The following is a 20065-nucleotide window of genomic DNA, read 5'->3' as shown; positions in this document are numbered from 1 at the left end:
GGCGCAGCAGTTCGTGGCGCGCGGCGAGGCGGTGCAGGCGATGAAGGCCGAGGGGATCGAGTACGAGCAGCGCATGGAGCTGCTCGAGGAGGTCACGCACCCGAAGCCCCTCGAGGGCCTCCTCGGTGAGGCCTTCGACACCTACCGCGCCTCGCAGCCGTGGATCGGCGACTTCGACATCTCGCCGAAGTCGGTCATCCGCGACATGTACGAGCGGGCGATGTCGTTCGGCGAGTACATCGCGTTCTACAAGCTCGCCCGCTCCGAGGGCCTCGTGCTGCGCTACCTCTCGGACGCCTACCGCACCCTCCGCTCCACGGTGCCCGACGAGCTGAAGAACGACGACCTGCTCGACCTCATCGAGTGGCTCGGCGAGCTCGTGCGGCAGACCGACTCGAGCGTGCTCGACGAGTGGGAGGCGCTGATCAACCCGGATGCCGTGCTCGAGGCCCTCGACGACGAGCAGGCCGTGGTCCCTCCCGCTCCGCGACTGCTCACCTCGAACCCGCGCGCGTTCCGCATCCTCGTGCGCAACGAGCTGTTCCGTCGGGTGTCGCTCGCGGCGCGCGACGCGTTCGACGAGCTCGGCGAGCTGGATGCCGCGGCGGGCTTCGGCGCCGACCGCTGGCAGGCGGCGATGGATGACTACTACGACGTGCACGACTCGGTCGGCATCGGGCCGCATGCCCGGAGCGCCGCGCTGCTCATCCTCGAGGAGGACGAGAAGGTGGCGGGGGCGGGGCTCTGGCGGGCACGGCAGATCTTCGACGACCCGGCGGGCGACCACGACTGGGGCATCACCGCCGAGATCGACCTCGCCGCCTCGAACGAGGCGGGCGTCGCGGTCGTGCGGGTGCTGGCGGTCGACCAGCTGTAGCCGCGCGGCCCACCTCGCCGTGGCGCGTCACTCCGCGCGGACTTCGCCAAACCTGCCGTCGACCGGCGGTTGTGAGGCGTCGCTCCGCGCGGACTTCGCCAAACCTGCCGTCGACCGACGGCCATGTCGCGTCGATGTGCGGCAGGACTGGCGAAGTCCGCGCATCCTCAGCGCGGGGTGGGTGCGTCCCAGCGCAGGCAGACGAGGCCGGGGCGGGTGTCCCACGGCTCCACCACCTCGAAGCCGAGCCGCTCGTAGAGCGCGAGGGCGCCCGTGCGCCACTCCCACACCGAGAGCCGCACGGCGGTGAAGCCCCTGACCACCGCGGCGTCGACGGCGGCGCGCACGAGGGCGGTCGCGAGCCCCTGCCCGCGTGCCGTCGGGTCGACCCAGAGCCGCTTCACCTCCGCGGCCCCCGAGAGCACCACGCAGCCGACGGGCGCGGCGGAGGCGCCGTCGCCTGCGAGAAGCACGACGTCGCGCGCGAAGGCGCTCGCCGGGTCGTCGATCTCCGCGCGGTAGCGGCGGGGCAGGTCGGCCGCGGTCGCGACCCCCTGCCCCTTCTCGTGCTCGGTCTGCAGGTGATAGGCCGTCAGCAGTGCTGAGAAGGCGGCGGCGGAGTCGCCGCCCCACGGCGGCCCCGGCCACGGAGCGATCAGGTTCCCGCCGGTCGCGTCCGTCACGCCGGACGCCCGTCGCCGTCGCGGTGCACCCAGCGCATGAGCAGCAGGCCGCCGCTCGAGGCGATGTGCCCCAGCTCGAAGCCGAGCGGCATGCTGCTGCCACCCGTCGCACTTCCGTCGGTGGCGGTCCGCGGCGCCGTCGCGATCCTCGGGCCGTGCCCGCCTTCCAGTACAGGACTGATCGTCAGGCACAGCTCGTCGACGAGCCCCGCCGCGATGAGGTCCCCGAAGAACGACGGGCCACCCTCGCAGAGGATCTGCGCGAGCCCCCGCGCGTGCAGCTCCCGCACCACGAGCGCCGGGTCGACGCGCCCGGTGCCCGCCTCGACGACGTCGGCGACCTCGGCGAGCCGGCCCCGGGCATCCGCGGGCGCGCCACTCGTGGTGAAGACGAGAGGGCGTCGGGGCGCCTCGGCGAAGAGGGCGCTCGCGGGATCGAGGTCGAGGCGGCCGCTCACGAGCGCCATCGCCGGATCCTCGGGGAGTCCGAGCGCGCGGCGCCGTGCTCGGTGCTCCGGGGCCACCGTGAGCGCCCCGTAGCCCTCCGAGCGCGCGGTGCCCGCCCCCACGAGCACGACGTCGGCGAGGGCCCGCAGGGTGTCGAATACGCGCTTGTCGGCGGGCCCGCCGAGCCCGCCCGAGAGACCCTGCACGGTGGCCGACCCGTCGAGGCTCTGCACGAAGTTCACCCGCAGCACGGGGGAGTCGCGCGGTGTCGGGGCGTAGAGCTGCCACAGCGCGTCGTCATCGAGCTCTCCGGAGCCGGCGGTGAGCATCCGGATCGCCGCATCGCCCGCACCCGGCCCTGACGCGGATTCGGACACAGGCCCGGACGCGGAATCAGACATTGTGCACCGCCTCGACCGGCTCCCGGAAGCCCAGCACGGTCTCGAGCATGCGCATCGAGGCCACCGCCGCCGGCACGTCGTGCATGCGCACGACCCGCGCGCCGAGCATCGCGCAGACCGTCGCCGCCACGATCGAGCCCTCCCGCCGCTCGCTCTTGGGAACGCCGAGGCTCTCGCCGATGAAGTCCTTGTTCGACACCGCGGCGAGCGTCGGCAGTCCGAGCGAGGTGATCTCGGCCATCCGCCTCGTGAGCTCGAGGCTCTGCACCGTGCTCTTGTTGAGGTCGTGGCCAGGGTCGACGAAGAGCCGCTCGGGCGGGATCCCCGCCGCCACGGCGGCGTCGACGCGCTGCTCGAGGAAGGCCCGCACCTCACCGGCCACGTCGTCGTAGTGGGGCCGCGGGTGCGGCTGCCGGGGAGCGGCGAGGCTGTGGGTGATCACGAGCGAGGCCCCGGATGCCGCGACGACGCCGGCGAGGTCGGGGTCGCTCAGCCCCGTGGTGTCGTTGACGATGTGCGCTCCCGCGTCGAGGCACGCGGCGGCCACCGAGGCGCGGAAGGTGTCGACGGAGATCGCGACATCGCTCGCGGCGGCGACCTCGCGCACGACTGGGAGCACCCGCTCGAGCTCCTCGTCGGCACTGATCTCGGGGCCGGGGGCGAACTTCGCCCCGCCGATGTCGACCCAGTCCGCCCCATCGGCGGCGGCCGTGAGCGCGGCCTCCACCGCCCGGTCGAGGGCGAACGTGGCGCCCTGGTCGAAGAACGAGTCGGGGGTGCGGTTGACGATCGCCATGACCGCGATGCGGCGGCCGAAGTCGATCTCGCGCTGCCCGAACCGGCGGACCGGATGGGCGAGCGGGGGGTGCACGATCTGCATCGTTCCATCATGCAGGCATGAGAAGCTGGAGGCATGACCGTGGTTCCGCCCCGCCTTCCGCCGCGCGACAGCGGAGATGCCTGGGTGGAGGGGCCCGACGGCCGCCGGTTCTGGGGCCGCTACGGCGCCGCCGGACTGCTCGTGCACGACCCGGAGGCCGGCATCCTGCTGCAGCATCGCGCCGAATGGAGCCATTTCGGCGGCACCTGGGGCCTCCCGGGCGGGGCCAGGCACGAGGGCGAATCGGCCATCGACGGCGCGCTCCGGGAGGCGGGCGAGGAGGCCGGGGTTCCCGCCGACGCACTCGGTCTCGCCTTCACCTCCACGCTCGATCTCGGCTACTGGTCGTACGTCACGGTCGTCGCCCGCACGCTCCGCGCCTTCACCCCGCGCATCGGCGACGCCGAGAGCCTCGAGCTCCGCTGGGTGCCGGTCGACGAGGTCGAGGCGCTTCCGCTTCACCCCGGCTTCGGATCCGCGTGGCCGGTGCTGCGCGAGCGTCTCGCCGAGCGCGTGCGCATCGTGGTCGACGCCGCGAACGTGGTCGGCTCCCGGCCGGACGGCTGGTGGAAGGATCGCGTCGGCGCGGCCGAGCGCCTTCTGGCCAGCGTGACGGCGCTCGCCGCCGCCGGAGTCGAGCCTCGGACGCTCGAGGGCTCGACGCCGGAGGGCTCGAAGCCGGATGCCTCGACGCCCGAGGGATCGGCGCCGGATGCAGCGACGCCCGAGGGCCCGGGCACCCGCTCCTGGCCGGCCATCCGCGTGGTGCTCGAGGGGCAGGCCAAGGGAGCTCGGGCAATCACCCCGCTCCAGCCGGGAGACTCCCTCCTGCTGCCCGCGGTCGGTGCGGAGCTCTCGGCGGCCGCCGGCGAGGGCGATGACACGATCGTGGAGGAGGCGGCCTCCGCCGTTGCCGAGGGATTCCGCGTGCTCGTGGTGACGGCCGACCGTGAGCTCCGCTCGCGCGTGGAGCGAGAGGGCGCCGAGGTGCGCGGGCCGGGCTGGCTGCTGTCGCTCCTCGACGCCGCCGTCGAGCCGCCCGCGCAGGATGTCCGTGGCGACGACTAGTCTTCGTCGCACGATGATCCCCGCCACCCGCCCCGCGCTGTCGCACACCGCGATGCTCGAGCGCGTGCACGAGTCGCCGCGCCCGCTCGACCTCCGGGCCACCCTGCAGCCGCTCCGCCGAGGGCCGGGCGATCCCTGCCTGCGCATCGACGACTCCGGGCTCTGGCTGGCGCTTCGCCCGCCGACGGCCGACACCACGACCGCCACCCTGAACTTCTCCCGCGTGGGCCCCGGCTCCCTCGGTGCCGTGCGGGTGCGCGCCTGGGGCGACGGCGCCGAGGCCGCGCTCGACCTGGTGCCCGACCTCCTCGGGGAGCACGACGACTGGAGCGACCTCGACACGAGCTCCTTCGGCCCCGGCGGCTACGAGCTGCTCGGCACGACCCTCCGCCGCAATCCCGGCCTCCGGCTCACCCGCACGGGCCGCGTGATCGACGCGCTCATCCCCGCCGTCATCGAGCAGAAGATCACCTCGACCGAGGCCTTCCGCGCCTGGCGCATCCTCGTGACGGCCCACGGCGAGCCCGCTCCCGGCCCCGCTCCCGCCGGTCTGCGGGTCCCTCCCACGGCCGAGTGCTGGCGCCGCATCCCGTCCTGGGAGTGGCACCGGGCTGGAGTCGATCCGCGACGCTCCGCCACGGCCGTGCGCGTCGCATCCGTCGCTCGGGGCCTGCAGCGCACGGCCGACGTGGAGCCGCGACTTCCGGGTGCCGAGGTCCGGCGCCTCCTGCAGACCGTGAGCGGGGTCGGGCCGTGGACGGCGGCCGAGGCGGCCCAGCGCTCGCACGGCGACCCGGATGCAGTGAGCTTCGGCGACTACCACTTAGCGTCGGTCGTGGGCTGGGCGCTGGTGGGCGAGAAGCTCGACGACGATGCTCTCGCCGAGCTGCTCGAACCGTGGGCCGGGCACCGTCAGCGCATCGTGCGGCTCGTGCTCGTCTCAGGAGTCATGCCGCCTCGGCACGGACCGCGCCTGACGATCCAGGACCACCGCCGGCACTGAGTGTGAGTGCAGGCAGGGCCATCCGGTGCAGCCACCGGATCAGTACCAGTGCGGGTTCTCCGAGTTCCAGAACGACAGGGCGCCGCACGGGGTGTCGTAGCGGCTCACGATGTAGGTGAGGCCCCAGCGGATCTGTGTCATCGCGTTCGTCACGTAGTCGGGGCCCGCGGAGGCCATCTTCGACGCCGGCAGCGACTGCGGGATGCCGTAGGCGCCGCTGGACTCGTTGTAGGCGTTGGCGCGCCACCCGGACTCGCCGATCCAGAGTCGCACGAGGCAGTCGTACTGGTCTCCGCCCCAGCCGTACTCGGGCATGATGCTCAGGGCGTAGGCCTTGGCCTCGTCGGGGCTCATGATCTCGCCGCTGCCGGGAACCCAGGTGCTGGAGGGAGCGTCGTCCTCGGCCGCGGCGGCGGCCTCGGCGGCGCGGCGGCGATCCTCCTCCTCCTTGCCCTTCTGGTACTCCTGCTCGAGGGCGGCCGCGGCGGCGTCGAGGGAGGCCAGCTGCGCGGTGAGCTGGGCGGTGCGGGTCTCGGTCTCGGCGATCTGGGCGACGGCGTCGGCCTGCAGCTGCTCGGCCTCCGCCTTGCGGTCGGCGGCCTCCTGCTCGAGGCGCTGGCGCTCGGTCGTGGCCTTCGTCGCCTGGTCGGTGAGCGCATCCGCGGTGTTCTGGGCGGCGACGGCGGCGTTCCGGATGCCTGCGGTCTGCTCGGTGAGCTTCGACATGGCGCCGAGGCGGTAGAGCAGGGAGTCGGAGTCCTCCTGGTCGAGCAGGAGGTTCATCGTGTGGTCGCCGCCGCTCCGGTAGAGCTGGGCGGCGAGGAGCCCCACCTGGGTGTTGGCCGTCGCGGCACGCTGGCTCGCGGAGTCGGCATGCGCCTGCACGGTTCCGGCGTACTCGGCGGCCACCTGGGCCGCGTAGCTGGCCTCCTGGTACTCCTGGCCACGATCGAAGGCGATCTTCTCGAGCTCGGCCGACCGGGTCTGCAGGTCGGCGAGGAGTCCCCGGATGTTGTCGACCTCTGCCTGCTTGGCGGCCTCGTTGTTCTTGGCCGCATTGACCTCGTCCCAGCTGGGGTAGTCGACGGCCGGGACAGCCGTGCCGCCGGCCCCGGCAGCCGAGATCGAGGGCGTGATGACGAGCGCGGCGACGAGGGCCACCACGCTCCAGCCGTGCGCCGGACGCTTCCTCATGGCTTCCAGGGTATGTGACGAAAGTGAAAGTTGTGAAGAGGCGGCCGCGCGCGTCCCGCTCCGGACTGGCTAGCATGTGGCCATGAATGCACTGGAGCTGGAGGGCTGGCACGACTTCGCCGTCGCTGCCGCGGGGGCTGCCGCCGCACTCGCCGGCCTGATCATGGTGGCCATCTCGGTCAACATCAAGGAGATCATCACGCTCCCCGGCCTCCCGGCACGCGCGGGGGCCACGATCGCCGCGGTCGTCGTGATCGTCGTCGCCGCGCTCGTCATCCTCATCCCGGGGCAGTCCGCCCTCGCCCTCGGCCTGCAGCTCATCGCGTTCGCCGTGGCGGGAACGTGCTTCCAGATCCCGGCGGTCCGGGCCCTCTTCCGCGCGCAGCAGGGTGCGCCGCTGCCCGCCAAGCTCCTCAACGCGGTGCTGCTGCTCACCCAGCTGGTGTGGATCGCGGTCGGGGGAGTGATCGTGGCTCTGGGCTCGACCGACGGGCTCGCCTACGTCGCGGCGGGCTTCGTCGTGATCGTGATCACGTCGATGCTGAACGCCTGGGTGTTGATGGTCGAGATCCTGCGGTGACGGAATTCATCTCCGTCCGGAATAATCGGACCGGTCGATGCATTTGTATTGACCGTGGGGCGATTCCTCGTCCTGCCCCGACTGCTCCTGAACGAAGAGAGACATCATGACCGACACCATCGAGATCCCCGGTTACAAGGCCGGCACCTGGACCATCGACCCCTCGCACTCCGAGGTCGGCTTCAGCGTGCGCCACATGCTCATCAGCAAGGTCAAGGGCAAGTTCGAGACCTTCGACGCCACCTTCGTGACCGGCGAGAACCCGCTCGACACCAAGGTCACCGCCAAGGCCGACGTCGCCTCGGTCAACACCAACGACAAGAACCGCGACGGCCACCTCGCCACGAACGACTTCTTCAACGCCCCCGAGTTCCCCGAGATCACCTTCGTCTCCACGGGCGTCCGCAACGAGGGCGGCGACTTCAAGGTCGACGGCGACCTCACCATCAAGGGCGTCACCAAGCCCGTCACCTTCGACTTCGAGTTCGGCGGCTTCGGCACCGACGCCTACGGCAACTTCAAGGCCGGCTTCGAGGCCAAGACCGAGATCGACCGCAACGACTTCGGCGTGAACTGGAACGCCGCGCTCGAGACCGGCGGCGTGCTCGTGGGCGACAAGGTCACCATCACGCTCGACGTGCAGGCTGTCCTCCAGCCGTAGTTGATGGGGGCTCCGGCCCCTTCGTCGTGCCGTGCAGACGCCGGCCGGGTCCTTCCCGGCCGGCGTCTTCCGTGTCTGCGGCGGGGTCCGATGCCATGGGTCGGCCGCCTTCTCCTCCACAGGCCGGATGCGCCGGGTCGGTCTCCACAGATCGGCCGGACCGCGTCCGCACCCGTGTCCGCCCTCGCGACACTGGGCGCATGACCACGATCACAGCCCCACCCCGAGTGCGCACCGTCGCGCTGCCCGCCCTCCTCCGAGACATCGAGACGGTGCTCGGCTACCGCCCGTCCGATTCGATCGCTCTGCGCGTCCGCCGAAGGCGGAGGTCGTTCGCGGTCCTGCGTGTCGACCTCCCGCGGCTGCACGACCTCCCCGGGGAGGAGCTGCTCGACGCGCTCGCGCACGCGGTCGAGGAGATGGTGGGCCGCATGACGGCGGCCACCGGATTCGACATCGTCGGCTACGGGGAGGGCCCTGTGGCCAGGCGGGCGGTCGAGACGGTGACCGCGCGGCTCGTGCTCGCGGGCCGGGTGGCGCACGAGGCCTGCCTGGTCACGAGCAGCCACTGGGCCGCTCTCCCCGCCGTCGATCGCAGCCAGGGGCGCGAGCTCCGGTGGATGGCACTGCCCTCACCCGGACCGGAGGCGCCGCCGATCGACGCCGATCCGCATCACGGCCGCTTCGTGCCGGTCCCCACCGCCGCCCCCGCCCGTCAGGCGGCGGCCCTGGCGGTGCTCGCCGACGAGGAGCCGCACGATCCGGAGCGCGACCTGCTGAGCGACCTCGAGTCGTGGTCGGCGGCCTTCGCCGACGATGCCGCGGTCGAGTCCGATCCCGCGGCCATCCGCCTCGCCTGGTCGCTCCGCCACAAGCTCACCCGGGACTGCGTGCTCATGCTGGCCGCGTGGGGTCCGGATGCCGCGTACCGCATGCTGGCCGAGAGTCTCGAGTCGCCTCGTCCTCCGTCACCCAGCTCTGTGCGCGCCGAGCAGCCGACGGTGCTGGCCACCTTCATCGGTCGCGGTGCCGAGGGGCCCGACGAGGCTCGGGTGCGGCGCTCGATCGACGTGCTGCGCCGCGTGGTCGAGGCGGCGCCGGCCTCGCTCGCGCCGCCGCCGCTCGTGCTGCTCGCCTGGCTGGAGTGGAGCCGCGGGCGTGGATCGGCGGCCGCGGGCTATCTCGACGCGTGCGCGGCGGTCGAGCCCGACTACGTGCTGGCTCGGCTGTTCCGGCGGTTGGTCGACTCCGGCCGCCTGCCCGACTGGTGCGGCTCGCGATGAGCGCGACCGCCGTCACAGCCACAGCCACAGCCACAGCCGCAGACGCCGCCGCAGCCGCCGCAGCCGTCAGCGAATTCCCGGCCGTCGCGCGTGCCTCAGTGACCGGTGAGAGGTGCGAGCAGGCGTGCCGTGATCGAGCGTCGGCCGGTGACCGACTCCTCCACGTCTGCGGCGCTCGTGCCCACGAGGCCGAGGTTGGCTCCTACGAAGCGCAGCGGTTCCGGCTCCCACTTCGGCGAGAGGTGGTTCACCCAGGGCAGTCGGGTGAGGGCGGTGCTCCGTCCCGTGATGAGATCGGCCAGGGTGCGGCCGGCGAGGTTGGTGGTGCTGAGACCGTCGCCCACGTAGCCGCCGGCGTAGGCCACCTGCGTGCGCGGGTTGTAGCTCGCGGTCGCGTGCCAGTCGCGCGGAACGCCGAGCGGTCCGCCCCAGCGGTGGGTGACGGCCGTGCCGCGTGCCGCGGGGAAGAGATCGAAGAGGGTGCGCTCGAGGTGCGTGAACACGCGCTCCTCACGGTCGTGACCCGGTGTGATCGAGGAGCCCCAGTGGTAGCGGGCGCCGCGGCCGCCGAAGGCGATCCGGTCGTCGGCGGTGCGCTGGCCGTAGACGAGCAGGTGCCGGTAGTCGGAGAACGTCGTGCCGTGCTCGATCCCGAGCTCGTCCCACACCTCCGCCGACAGCGGCTCGGTGGCGATCATGAGCGAGTAGAGCGGCATGATGCGCCGGCCGATGCCGGGCAGTCGCGCGCCGTAGCCCTCGAGTGCGAGCACGACCTGGTCGCACTCGACGAGCCCTTCACCGCCGGCGCCGCTGTAGAGCACCTGATGCGGTGCCCACTCCACGGCCTCCGTCTGCTCGGCGATGACGACGCCGAGCGCCTCCACCACGCGGGCGAGCCCCCGCACGAGCTTCGCCGGGTGCAGCCTGGCGCACGAGGGGTCGAAGCCCGCCGCGAGCGACGACGTGGCGGCGAGGGCCCTCGCTCTCGCGTCGTCGTGCGTCGAGGGCGTCACGAGCTCGAGCGGGTCGACGCCGAAGGCCCGCGCCGCGTCGACCTCGTCCACGGCGGCCGCGCGCTGCACGGTGTCCCGGGCGAACGTGAGGGTGCCGCCCTTCACGAAGTCGCAGTCGATGCCCTCCTCGGCGGTCACCCGCCCCACCTCGTCGACGGTGGCGATCATCGCCAGGCGGAGGTCGCGCGCGGCGTCGTCGCCGTAGAGGCGGCGGAGCCCGGAGGTCGACTTGGGGAACAGCGCCGAGCACCAGCCACCGTTCCGGCCCGAGGCGCCGTGCCCGGCGATGTGCTTCTCCAGCACGGTGATCGAGAGCGTCGGATCGGCCTTCTTGAGGTAGTAGGCCGTCCACAGCCCGGTCAGTCCGCCGCCGACGATGCAGACTCCCGTGCTCACGTCGCCCGTGAGAGGCGGCCGCGGCGCGAGGTCGTCGGCGCCGGAGCGCACGAGGGAGTCGAACCAGAAGGAGATGTCGCGATGCTCGCTCATGGCGTGCGAGGCCCCTAGAGCCTCGTCCAGGCCTCGGAGAGCACTCCGCGGAGGATCTGCTCGATCTCGTCGAACTCGCTCGCACCGATCGTGAGCGGGGGAGCGAGCTGGATGACGGGGTCGCCCCGGTCGTCGGCGCGGCAGTAGAGACCGGCGTCGAAGAGCGCCTTCGAGAGGAAGCCGCGCAGCAGGCGCTCGGACTCGTCGTCGTCGAAGGTCTCGCGGGTGGCCTTGTCCTTCACGAGCTCGATGCCGAAGAAGTAGCCGTCGCCGCGCACGTCGCCGACGATGGGGAGGTCGGTCAGCTTCTCGAGCGTCTGACGGAACAGGGGGGAGTTCTCCCGCACGTGGGCGTTCAGGCCCTCCTCCTCGAAGATGTCGAGGTTCTCGAGGGCCACGGCGGCCGACACCGGGTGACCGGCGAAGGTGTAGCCGTGGTAAAACGCGGTCTGACCGTGCTTGAACGGCTCGTAGACGCGCTCGTTCACGATCGTGGCGCCGATCGGGGAGTAGCCGCTCGTCATCGCCTTGGCGCAGGTGATCATGTCGGGCTCGAAGCCGTAGGTGTCGCAGGCGAAGTAGTTGCCGATGCGGCCGAACGCGCAGATGACCTCGTCGCTCACGAGCAGCACGTCGTACTGGTCGCAGATCTCGCGCACGCGCTGGAAGTAGCCGGGAGGCGGCGGGAAGCAGCCGCCGGAGTTCTGCACGGGCTCGAGGAACACGGCGGCGACGGTCTCGGGCCCCTCGAACTGGATCATCTCCTCGATCCGGTTGGCGGCCCACAGGCCGAAGGCCTCCTCGGTGCCCTCGAAGCCCATCTCCTTGGCGCGGTAGTAGTTCGTGTTGGGCACCCGGAAGCCGCCGGGGGTGACGGGCTCGAACATCTCCTTCATGGCGGGGATGCCGGTGATGGCGAGAGCGCCCTGGGGAGTGCCGTGGTAGGCCACGGCACGCGAGATCACCTTGTGCTTGGTGGGCCGGCCCTGCAGCTTCCAGTAGTACTTGGCCAGTTTGAAGGCGGTCTCTACCGCCTCGCCGCCTCCGGTGGAGAAGAACACGCGGTTGAGGTCGCCAGGGGCGAGATCGGCGAGCCGGTCGGCGAGCTCGATGGCGGAGGGGTGGGCGTACGACCAGATCGGGAAGAAGGCGAGCTCCTCGGCCTGCTTCGCGGCCACCTCGGCCAGGCGGCGGCGGCCGTGGCCGGCGTTCACCACGAACAGTCCGGAGAGGCCGTCGATGTACTTCTTGCCCGTGGAGTCCCAGATGTGGTGACCCTCGCCCTTGGTGATGATGGGGACGCCGGCCCCGGACTCCATCACGGACTGGCGGGAGAAGTGCATCCAGAGGTGGTCCTTGGCCATCGCCTGCAGTTCGGCCTCGGTGCGGCTCGCCCGAGCCTGGGAGGAGGAGGAGACGGGCTGTTCGGTGGTTGTCATCGTGTACCCCAGTTGTAGAGCTGCTTGTGCAGCTTCAAATAGACGAATGTTTCGGTGGCGAGCACGCCCTCGAGCTTCCGGATCTCGGAGTTGAGGAGGGCGATGAGGTCGTCGTCGTCTTCGCAGACGACTTCGGCGAGGATGTCGAAGGTGCCGGCCGTGAGCACCACGTAGTCGACCGCGGGCATCCGGGCGAGCGCGTCGGCCACGAGACGGGTGTCACCCGCCACCTTGAGGCCGATCATCGCCTGCCGGTAGAAGCCGAGCTGCAGCGGATCCGTCACGGCGACGATCTGCATCACCCCCGCGTCGGTGAGCTTCTGCACGCGCTGCCGCACGGCGGCCTCGCTCAGCCCGACGGCCTTCCCGATCTCGGCGTACGAGCGGCGACCGTCGTCCTGCAGCTGCTCGATGATCGCCTTCGACGTGTCGTCGAGTCCGGGAGGGCGTGACTTGCTGCTGCTCATGGCTCCGATCCTGTCATGCGAAACGGCCATCGGCAAGCGAATCCGTAGCCTGCGAGCCTATGGAGTGCTGAAAACAGCACTCGCTCGAGGCGGGCATCCGGTCACGATAGCGTGTCGTCATGGGTGCACTGCGCGTCGTGGCGGGGGAAGGGGAGTGGCTCCTCCTGGCGGAGTGGCCCGCTCTCGTGCTCGTGCCCGCCGCCGTGCCGCCCGACCTGGCTACGCGCATCCGCTCTGCTCTCGACGGCGCTCCCGCGATCGAGTCCATCGTCTCGGCCGTCCCCGTGCGCGGTGCCGAGGCCGTGGCCTCCTTCGCCGTGCTGCGGTTCGAGGAGCCCGGCGACGCGCGGATCCAGCGGGTCACGGGGGTCGTGAGGGGTGCGGCCGCGGCCGACCTGCTCTCGATCGGCGGCGCCCGTCGCTTCGGATCACGCGGGGCCGAGCCGTGGGCGCTCGCCGAGTTCACCGACGTGGTGGGAGTGACGCTCGGCGAACTGCCCCCGGTGCCCGAGTCGGCGCCGCACCTGACGGCGGATGCCCGACCGCTCGAGAGCGGTGCCGTGCACGTCTCGCGCGTGCTCTGGGTCGCCGATCCCGAGCGGCTGCTGTCGAACCCCGCTGCCGCAGCGGGGGAGTCACAGCCCCACCACGACCATGACCAATACGACGATGACACCGTCGTGCGCGCACCCGCACCGGAATCCGCTCCCGCAACCGTGCCTGACGACGCGCCCGTGCCCGACGCGCCGCCGGCGCCCGATGCCGCGGCCGCCCCCACCTACTCCCTCCGCCTCAACGGAGCAGCCCCCGTCGAGCTCACCGGCTCGCTCGTGATCGGCCGCCGGCCCCGCGAGCGACGAGCGCCGACGGCCCTCCCGCAGCACCTCCTCACGGTCGAGTCGCCCACGCAGAAGGTGTCGTCCAACCACGTCGAGATCGCCCTCAGCGGCCGCACGGTCGTGATCACGGATCTCCGCTCCACCAACGGCACCGTCGTGCGTCCGCAGGGCTCGGCGCCGGTGCGGCTGCGGCAGGGAGATTCGTTCGTGGCGAGCGGGTCGGCTATCGTCGAAATCGGCGACGGAAACGTTATCCACATCTCGTCGCGAGACCGGGGAAAGACCGGGATCACCGCTTAGGATTCCCGGAAAGCTGTCAGGAGTTGGTCACGTGACCCAGATCGGTCGAACGAGCGCGCGCGTGAGCGTGACGCGCGAGGGGGCGCATCCCCGTCGCGTCACGCTGTCCTGGGCCGCGCTCAGCGACACGGGCAACAAGCGGGCGGGCAACGAGGACAGCTCGATCTCGGACGTGCCGGTCTTCGCGGTCGCTGACGGCATGGGCGGGCACTCGGCGGGAGACGTGGCGAGCGCGGCCGTGGTCGAGCGCCTCGGCGAGATCGCCGAGGCCGTCACCGACGCCGATGCGCTCGAGGAGGCCCTCGCGAAAGCGCTCACCGACATCGACAAGGTGGGAGACGAGTCGGTGCTCGGCACCGGAACCACCGTCACGGGAGTGGCGCTCGCCGAAGTCGACGACGACCTCGCGTGGCTGGTGTTCAACATCGGCGACTCGCGCGTCTACCTCTATCACGACGGAGAGCTCCAGCAGCTCACCATCGACCACTCGGTGGTGCAGGAGCTTATCGACGCCGGGCTGCTCAGCCGCGAGCAGGCCGAGCACCACCCCGACAGCAACGTCATCACGCGGGCGGTCGGCTTCCACGAGAAGCCCATCCCCGACTACTCGACCATCCCCGTGGTCGCGGGCCAGCGCATCCTCGTCTGCTCCGACGGTCTCACCAAGGAGCTCACCGACTTCGGCATCCGGCACTACCTCTCCACCACGCCCGGCGCCGAGGCCGCCGCCCGGGAGCTCGTCACCGCAGCGCTCGCGAACGGTGGGCGCGACAACGTGACGGTCGTCGTGCTCGACGTCGAGACCGACGACGGCGCCGGCCGGAACTGAGGCGGGATGGCCAGACGTCTCCCCTCGGCACCGCCGCCGCTCCCGGGTTTCACCCCGGTGCGGGTGCTCGGTGCGGGCGGGTTCGCCGACGTCTTCCTGTTCGAGCAGAACATGCCGCGCCGTCAGGTGGCGGTCAAGGTCATGCTGCCCGAGGTCGTCAACGACCAGGTGCGGCGCATGTTCCAGGTCGAGGCCGATCTCATGGCCACCCTCAGCGCGCACCCGTCCATCCTCACGGTCTACGAGGCAGGCGTCTCCTCCGACGGCCGGCCCTACCTCGTCATGGAGCTGTGCTCCTCCTCGCTCGGCCAGAGCTATAGGCGGCAGCCGCTCCCCGTGGCCGAGGTGCTCCGCATCGGCGTCAAGATCGGGGGAGCCCTCCACACCGCGCACCAGCAGGGCATCCTGCACCGTGACGTGAAGCCCTCCAACATCCTGCTCACGGCCTACGGCGCCCCCGTGCTCTCGGACTTCGGCATCTCGTCGACGACACGCGGATCGGCGGCCGCGCAGGCGGTCGGCCTGTCGATTCCCTGGTCGGCGCCGGAGGTGGTGGCGGAGGAGACGCAGGGCACCGTGGCGTCGGAGGTGTGGGCGCTCGCGGCCACCCTCTACTCACTCCTCGCCGGTCGTTCCCCGTTCGAGGAGCCGGGCACGAAGTCGGCGCCGGGCGACCTGGCGCGGCGCATCGTGAAGTCCCGTCTCCCGCCGATCGGGCGCGACGACGTGCCGGCCTCGCTGGAGCGGGTGCTCGCCGGCGCCCTGTCGAAGAAGCCCCGCGAGCGGCCGGCCTCGGCGCTCGAGCTCCTGCGCGAGCTGCAGGCGGTCGAGACCGAGCTGGGGCTCGGGCAGACCTCGGCCGACATCGCGATGGCGGAATGGGCGAGCGGTTACGCGCGCGACGACGACGAGCGCACCGTCCTGTACTCCGGCCATTCCGGCCATTCCGGTCACTCCGGCCGCTCCGGTGCGGCGTCTACGGCGGCAGGGTCGGCCGGGAGCGGCGCGGCGGTCACGCGCCGGGCACGCCGCGCGCGCCGCCCCGGGGGGTCGGGTGCGGCTTCCGGGCCCGGCCACTCCGACGGCTCGGCTTCCGGCCATCCCGGGCGCTCCACCGGGTCCGGGGCCTTCTCCCGCACGGCGCTCGAATCCTCCGACCGCACGCGCGTGAACGGCGCCCGCGCCGCCGTGGGCACCACGTCACGCGCCGCGGCCGCCGGCGGCCGCCGCGGTGTCGGTGGCCCGCAATCCGGTCGTCGGCGCACCATCGTCGTCACGGCGGTCGTGGCGGGTGCCGCCCTGCTCGCCGGCGCCGGCATCACGCTGTTCGCCCTCGGTCAGTCCGACGGGTCCATCCCGCGCGTCGGTGAGATCACGGCGGTCACGACGGGCGGACGCATCCTCTTCAGCTGGGACGATCCCGGGCTCGAGCAGGGTGACGGCTACCTCGTGAGCACCGAGGGCGGAGCCGACTCGATGCAGCGCGGGCGCGAGTTCGCAGCGTTCCCCACGGGCGGCTCCTCGGTCTGCATCACGGTCGCGGTGGTGCGCTCGGGCACCACGGGCGAGGCCAGCTCGGAGAAATGCGCAGCGCTCGGATGATCTCGCGCTCCGGTGCGGGAGCCTGGCTGCGCGGCCGCCGTTCCCTCGTCACCACCCTCGTCTCGAGCGCCGCACTCGTGGCGGTCGTCGCCACCACCGCCTTCGTCTCGACCGGCTACACGGCGCAGAAGGTGGAGCTCGACGACGCCGCCGTGTGGCTGACGAGCGATCTGCACCAGGCCGCGGGCCGGGCCAACCCGCAGGTGGGGCTGCTGAACGCCGCCGTGCGCATGGAGTCGGGCTCGCTCGACGTGGCGCAGCGGGGCCAGACCGTCGTGGTGAGCGACCTGGGGGGCGGCGAGGCGCGGCTCGTGGACACGGCGAACGCCGAGGTCTCCGACACGTTCTCCCTTCCCGTCGGCGACGCGAGGGTGGAGCTCGGCGATGAGGTCGCCCTGCTCTCCTCGACCACGTCGGGCGACGTGTGGGTGGCCGACCCCGCCGCGCTCGCGGCCTTCGATCCCCAGTCGCCCCCTGATCTCACGCTCGGCGCGGGCGGGAGCGCGCTGCTCAGCAGCACGGGGAGCCTGGTCGCCGTGTCGTCGGCGACCGGCTCGGTGTTCACGCTGACGGACCCGGCATCCGGAACCCCCACCGGCGAGGCGATCGACGCGGAGCCCGGAGACCGCCTCTCGCTCACCGCGGTGGGCGACCGGTGGGTGGTCTACGACCACGACGAGCGGCGCCTGTTCACGCGCGAGGGCGACATCGACCTCTCGGCGAGCGTGGGTGCCGACGACAGCGTGTGGCTGCAGCGGCCCTCCTCCGCGGCGGCATCCGTGCTGCTCGCCACGGGAGGGGCCCTGCTCGAGGTGTCCCTGGCCGACGGCATCGTGAGCACCCGCTCCGAGGGGCACTCCGGCACGAGTGTGGCACCTGTGCAGGTCGACGGCTGCTGGTACGCGGCGTGGACCGACGGGCGATCGTGGGCGAGGTGCGACCGGGCGGCCACCGGCGTCGAGTCCACCCGCGAGGCCTCGGCGAGCGGTGACGAGCTGGTGTTCCGCACCGACGGATCCGGCGGCGTCCTGCTCTCCGACCACGTGACGGGCCGCGCATGGGACGTCACGCGTCAGAACGCCCTCATCGACGGGTGGGAGGAGCTCCTGCCCGACACCCCGGCCGACGAGCAGTCCGACGACGTGGTCACCGACGAGCCCGTCGAGACCGACCCCTCCCAGCGCCCGCCCGTGGCCGGCGACGACGAGCTCGGTGCCCGCCCCGGCCGCACGACGGTGCTCCCGGTGCTGCTGAACGACTACGACCCCAACGGCGACGTGGTGGTCATCGACGGCACGGTCGTGGCTCCGGATGCCGGCTGGACCGTCGACGCCATCGCCGACTCCCAGCAGCTGCAGATCACGCTGCCGCCGGAGGCCTCGGGCGAGGTCGCCTTCGCCTACACGATCTCCGACGGCCGAGGCGGCACCGACGAGGCGACCGTGCGCGTGCAGGTGCGGGCCGACGCCGAGAACTCCGCTCCCGTGCAGAGCACCACACCGAGGCTCGACGTGGCGCTCGGCGGCCGGGGCGAGGTGGACATCCGCTCCGACTGGTTCGATCCGGACGGCGACGCCTTCTACCTCCTGCAGGCGGGCACGGCCTCGCCCGATGCCGTCTCGTTCACGCCCGAAGGCGTGCTCACCTTCACCGACTCCGGTCAGGGCACCGGTCAGAAGGAGGTCTCGGTCACGGTGAGCGACGGTGTCTCCTCGACGGCGGGCACCGTCGTGGTGGGAGTGCACGAGGCCGCCGACGTGCCGCTCGAGGCCGAGGGCTTCGTGGCGTTCGTGCACGTGGGGCAGGAGCTCGAGGTCGACCCGCTCGCCCATGTCACGGGCGGCGGCAGCGGACTCCGGCTCTCCGGCGTGCCCGCTCATGAGGGCTACGGCCTCGCGCCCGACTACGCCGGCGGCACGCTCCGGATCACCGCCGGCACGGTGGGGGAAGGGCTCATCGACTACGCCGTGTCGGACGGCTCGAAGACGGCCTCCGGTGTCATCCGGGTGATCGCCGAGCTGCCGCCGGATGCCAGCACGCGCCCGGTCACCGTGCCCCACGCCGCCTTCGCCCGCCAGAACTCGAGCGTCGACGTCGACGTGCTGGCGAGCGACTTCGACCCGGCCGGAGGCGTGCTCATGGTCACGGGCGCCGCTGCCGGAGCCGGCGCCGGCGCCGCACCCGGAGCCGACGGCCTCCGGGTGGAGGTGATCGAGCAGCGGCTCCTCCGCATCACCCTCACGCAGCCGCTCGAGACCGGCACCCTCTCGGTGGCGTACGGCGTCACCAACGGTCTCGCCGAGGCATCCGGCTCGGTCAGCGTCGTCGAGATCCCCGAGCCCGCTGTGCGTCAGCCGCCCGTCGCGACCGCCGACTCCGCGTCGGTGCGGGTGGGCGACGTCGTCGACATCCCCGTGCTCGCCAACGACTCCCAGCCCGACGGCGACGCCCTGAGCCTCAGCCCCGACCTCGTGCGCCCGCTCGCCGCCGACGCCGGGCTGCTCTTCACCTCCGGCACCGTGCTGCGCTACCTGGCGCCCTCGACACCCGGTGACTTCACGGCCGAGTACCGCGTCGACGCCCCCGACGGCCAGTGGTCGACGGCCACCGTGACCATGAGCGTGCGCGAGGCGGATCCCACCGTGAACGCCGCGCCCGTCCCTCCCCTCGTCACGGCCAGGGTCGTCGCGGGCGAGACCGTGCGCATCCCGGTCCCGGTCGCGGGGATCGACCCCGACGGCGACTCCGTGCAGTTCGTCGGCATCGACTCGGTGCCCGAGAAGGGAGCCGTGGCCGAGAGCGGCAGCGACTGGATCGACTACACGGCCGGCGACTACTCCACGGGCACCGACACCTTCGGCTACACCGTGGTCGACCGTCTCGGAGCACGGGCCACCGGCACCGTCCGGGTGGGCGTCGGCGCGCGCCTGGAGGGGGCGCGGAACCCGGTCGCCGCGCCCGACGAGGTGCTCGTGCGGCCCGGCAAGTCGGTGCTCGTGCGCGTGCTCGAGAACGACTCCGATCCAGACGGCTCCGCCCTCACCGTGACCGCCGTCGAGCCGCTCGGCGACGGCACCGGCCCCGCCGCCGTCGCGACCGTGGTCGAGGGCGGCATGCTCTCGGTCGAGACCCCGGCCGAGCCCGGCCGCTACGGGTTCCTCTACACGGTCACGAACGAGCGAGGCGGCACGGGGTCGAGCTTCGCCACCGTCGACGTGCGCGCCGACGCCCCGCTCGCGCGGCCGCTCGTGAGCGACACCGTGCTCTCGCTGAGCGACATCCTCGACTCCGACACCGTCGATGTCGACGTGCGGGAGAACGTCTTCTTCGCCGAGGGCGGAGCGGGCCAGCTCTGGCTCTCCGTGCTCCCGGCCTACGCCCGCGCGGCCCAGGTCGTCGACGGGGAGGTGCGGGTCTCGGTGCGACCGGAGCGCCAGGTCATCCCCTTCACCCTCGCCCATCCCGACGACCCGAACGTGCGCTCCTCGGGGTTCATCTGGGTGCCGGGTCAGGACGACGCACTGCCGCAGCTCCGCGAGGGCGCACCCCGGTTGAGCGTCGAGTCGGGGCGCACCCTGCGCATCCCGCTCGCCGAGCAGGTCGTGGCCGTCGCGGGGAGCGACGTCGTGATCGCCGACCTCAACTCGGTGCGCGCGACCCACGCCGACGGCGGAGCCCTCACCTCGGGTTCCGGCACCCTCGTCTTCCGCAGCGCCGAGGGCTACTTCGGTCCGGCCTCGATCTCGTTCGAGGTGGCCGACGGCACGGGGCCCGACGCGCGCACGGCCACGCTCGTGCTGCCCATCACGGTCACTCCGCGCGAGAACCAGCCGCCCGTCTTCGAGGGGGCCGTGCTCGAGCTCGAGCCGGGAGCCCGGCGCGTGGTCGACCTCGCGAAGCTCACCACGTCGACCCCCGGGGCCGGTGCCCTCGCCTTCCAGCTGCTCGAACCGCGTGCAGCGGGCTTCGGCACGGTGCTCCTCGGCCAGCAGCTCACCATCACCGCCGAT

At 72.2% G+C, this 20065-nt stretch carries 17 protein-coding genes; 10 read left to right on the top strand and 7 right to left on the bottom strand.

What is annotated here, in order from left to right; genetic code table 11:
- The coding region (locus Q0D57_RS14845; protein WP_291045433.1) for a DUF3516 domain-containing protein at positions 1–877 on the top strand (877 nt) is incomplete at its 5' end.
- Positions 878–1044: 167 nt separating this feature from the next.
- On the opposite strand, the gene Q0D57_RS14840 is transcribed toward Q0D57_RS14845, so the two are convergent.
- From Q0D57_RS14840 to folP, 3 genes are read right to left on the bottom strand one after another with little or no spacing between them, the layout of a single operon-like run.
- Positions 1045–1560, bottom strand: coding sequence for a GNAT family N-acetyltransferase (locus Q0D57_RS14840; RefSeq protein ID WP_291045431.1), 516 nt, complete (start codon positions 1558–1560; stop codon positions 1045–1047).
- Positions 1557–2408 carry a pyrimidine reductase family protein gene (locus tag Q0D57_RS14835; protein WP_291045428.1) on the bottom strand — a complete coding sequence of 284 codons (852 nt, stop codon included), beginning with the start codon at positions 2406–2408 and terminating at the stop codon, positions 1557–1559. Before Q0D57_RS14835 ends, Q0D57_RS14840 begins: the two co-directional genes overlap by 4 nt.
- Complete coding sequence (folP, locus tag Q0D57_RS14830) at positions 2401–3288, bottom strand: dihydropteroate synthase (RefSeq protein ID WP_291045426.1); 888 nt, start codon at positions 3286–3288, stop codon at positions 2401–2403. The genes Q0D57_RS14835 and folP overlap by 8 nt, the downstream gene beginning before the upstream one ends.
- 33 nt (positions 3289–3321) lie before the next feature.
- Between folP and Q0D57_RS14825 the strand changes: the two genes are divergently transcribed.
- Positions 3322–4356 carry an NUDIX hydrolase gene (locus Q0D57_RS14825; protein ID WP_291045424.1) on the top strand — a complete coding sequence of 345 codons (1035 nt, stop codon included), beginning with the start codon at positions 3322–3324 and terminating at the stop codon, positions 4354–4356.
- Between the two features lie 13 nt (positions 4357–4369).
- Positions 4370–5359 carry a DNA-3-methyladenine glycosylase 2 family protein gene (locus Q0D57_RS14820; RefSeq protein WP_291045422.1) on the top strand — a complete coding sequence of 330 codons (990 nt, stop codon included), beginning with the start codon at positions 4370–4372 and terminating at the stop codon, positions 5357–5359.
- A 39-nt stretch (positions 5360–5398) separates the two neighbouring features.
- Here Q0D57_RS14820 and Q0D57_RS14815 read toward each other — a convergent pair whose 3' ends face one another.
- Positions 5399–6553, bottom strand: a complete 1155-nt coding sequence (locus Q0D57_RS14815) for a hypothetical protein (protein WP_291045420.1) — start codon at positions 6551–6553, stop codon at positions 5399–5401.
- Positions 6554–6635: 82 nt separating this feature from the next.
- Here Q0D57_RS14815 and Q0D57_RS14810 point away from each other — a divergent pair, with 82 nt between their 5' ends.
- The 3 genes from Q0D57_RS14810 to Q0D57_RS14800 all read left to right on the top strand — a co-directional run bounded on the left by Q0D57_RS14810 (position 6636) and on the right by Q0D57_RS14800 (position 9077).
- The gene (locus tag Q0D57_RS14810) at positions 6636–7133 is read left to right on the top strand and encodes a hypothetical protein (RefSeq protein WP_291045418.1); all 498 of its coding nucleotides are present in this window, start codon (positions 6636–6638) and stop codon (positions 7131–7133) included.
- 106 nt (positions 7134–7239) lie between these two features.
- Positions 7240–7794: a YceI family protein gene (locus tag Q0D57_RS14805; protein WP_291045416.1), complete on the top strand. Its 555-nt coding sequence runs from the start codon at positions 7240–7242 to the stop codon at positions 7792–7794.
- Between the two features lie 200 nt (positions 7795–7994).
- Entirely contained in the window at positions 7995–9077 is a 1083-nt protein-coding gene (locus Q0D57_RS14800) for a DUF4192 family protein (RefSeq protein ID WP_291045412.1), read from the top strand.
- Positions 9078–9172: 95 nt separating this feature from the next.
- Here the strand turns inward: Q0D57_RS14800 and Q0D57_RS14795 are convergent, their stop codons facing one another.
- The 3 genes from Q0D57_RS14795 to Q0D57_RS14785 are packed head-to-tail and all read right to left on the bottom strand — an operon-like array spanning position 9173 to position 12485.
- Complete coding sequence (locus Q0D57_RS14795; RefSeq protein ID WP_291045409.1) at positions 9173–10579, bottom strand: FAD-binding oxidoreductase; 1407 nt, start codon at positions 10577–10579, stop codon at positions 9173–9175.
- 14 nt (positions 10580–10593) lie between these two features.
- A complete protein-coding gene (locus Q0D57_RS14790) occupies positions 10594–12018 on the bottom strand; it encodes an aspartate aminotransferase family protein (RefSeq protein ID WP_291045407.1) in 1425 nt (474 codons plus the stop codon).
- Positions 12015–12485 (bottom strand): Lrp/AsnC family transcriptional regulator, encoded by a 471-nt coding sequence (locus Q0D57_RS14785; RefSeq protein WP_259528512.1) that lies wholly within the window; start codon positions 12483–12485, stop codon positions 12015–12017. Before Q0D57_RS14785 ends, Q0D57_RS14790 begins: the two co-directional genes overlap by 4 nt.
- A gap of 119 nt (positions 12486–12604) precedes the next feature.
- Here Q0D57_RS14785 and Q0D57_RS14780 point away from each other — a divergent pair, with 119 nt between their 5' ends.
- The 4 genes from Q0D57_RS14780 to Q0D57_RS14765 form a co-directional block, all read left to right on the top strand.
- Positions 12605–13624: an FHA domain-containing protein gene (locus Q0D57_RS14780; RefSeq protein WP_291045405.1), complete on the top strand. Its 1020-nt coding sequence runs from the start codon at positions 12605–12607 to the stop codon at positions 13622–13624.
- 31 nt (positions 13625–13655) lie between these two features.
- On the top strand, positions 13656–14453 hold the full coding sequence (locus Q0D57_RS14775) for a protein phosphatase 2C domain-containing protein (protein WP_291045403.1): 798 nt from the start codon (positions 13656–13658) through the stop codon (positions 14451–14453).
- Positions 14454–14459: 6 nt separating this feature from the next.
- Positions 14460–16055, top strand: coding sequence for a serine/threonine-protein kinase (locus Q0D57_RS14770; RefSeq protein WP_291045400.1), 1596 nt, complete (start codon positions 14460–14462; stop codon positions 16053–16055).
- Positions 16052–20065, top strand: a 4014-nt coding sequence (locus Q0D57_RS14765; RefSeq protein WP_291045398.1) for an Ig-like domain-containing protein, incomplete at its 3' end; no start/stop codon positions are given. The genes Q0D57_RS14770 and Q0D57_RS14765, both read left to right, overlap by 4 nt.

Source organism: Herbiconiux sp. (assembly GCF_023264895.1).
GTDB lineage: Bacteria > Actinomycetota > Actinomycetes > Actinomycetales > Microbacteriaceae > Herbiconiux.
The sequence above is the reverse complement of the archived record's forward strand: the minus strand, read 5'-3'. Positions and strand labels throughout refer to the sequence as shown.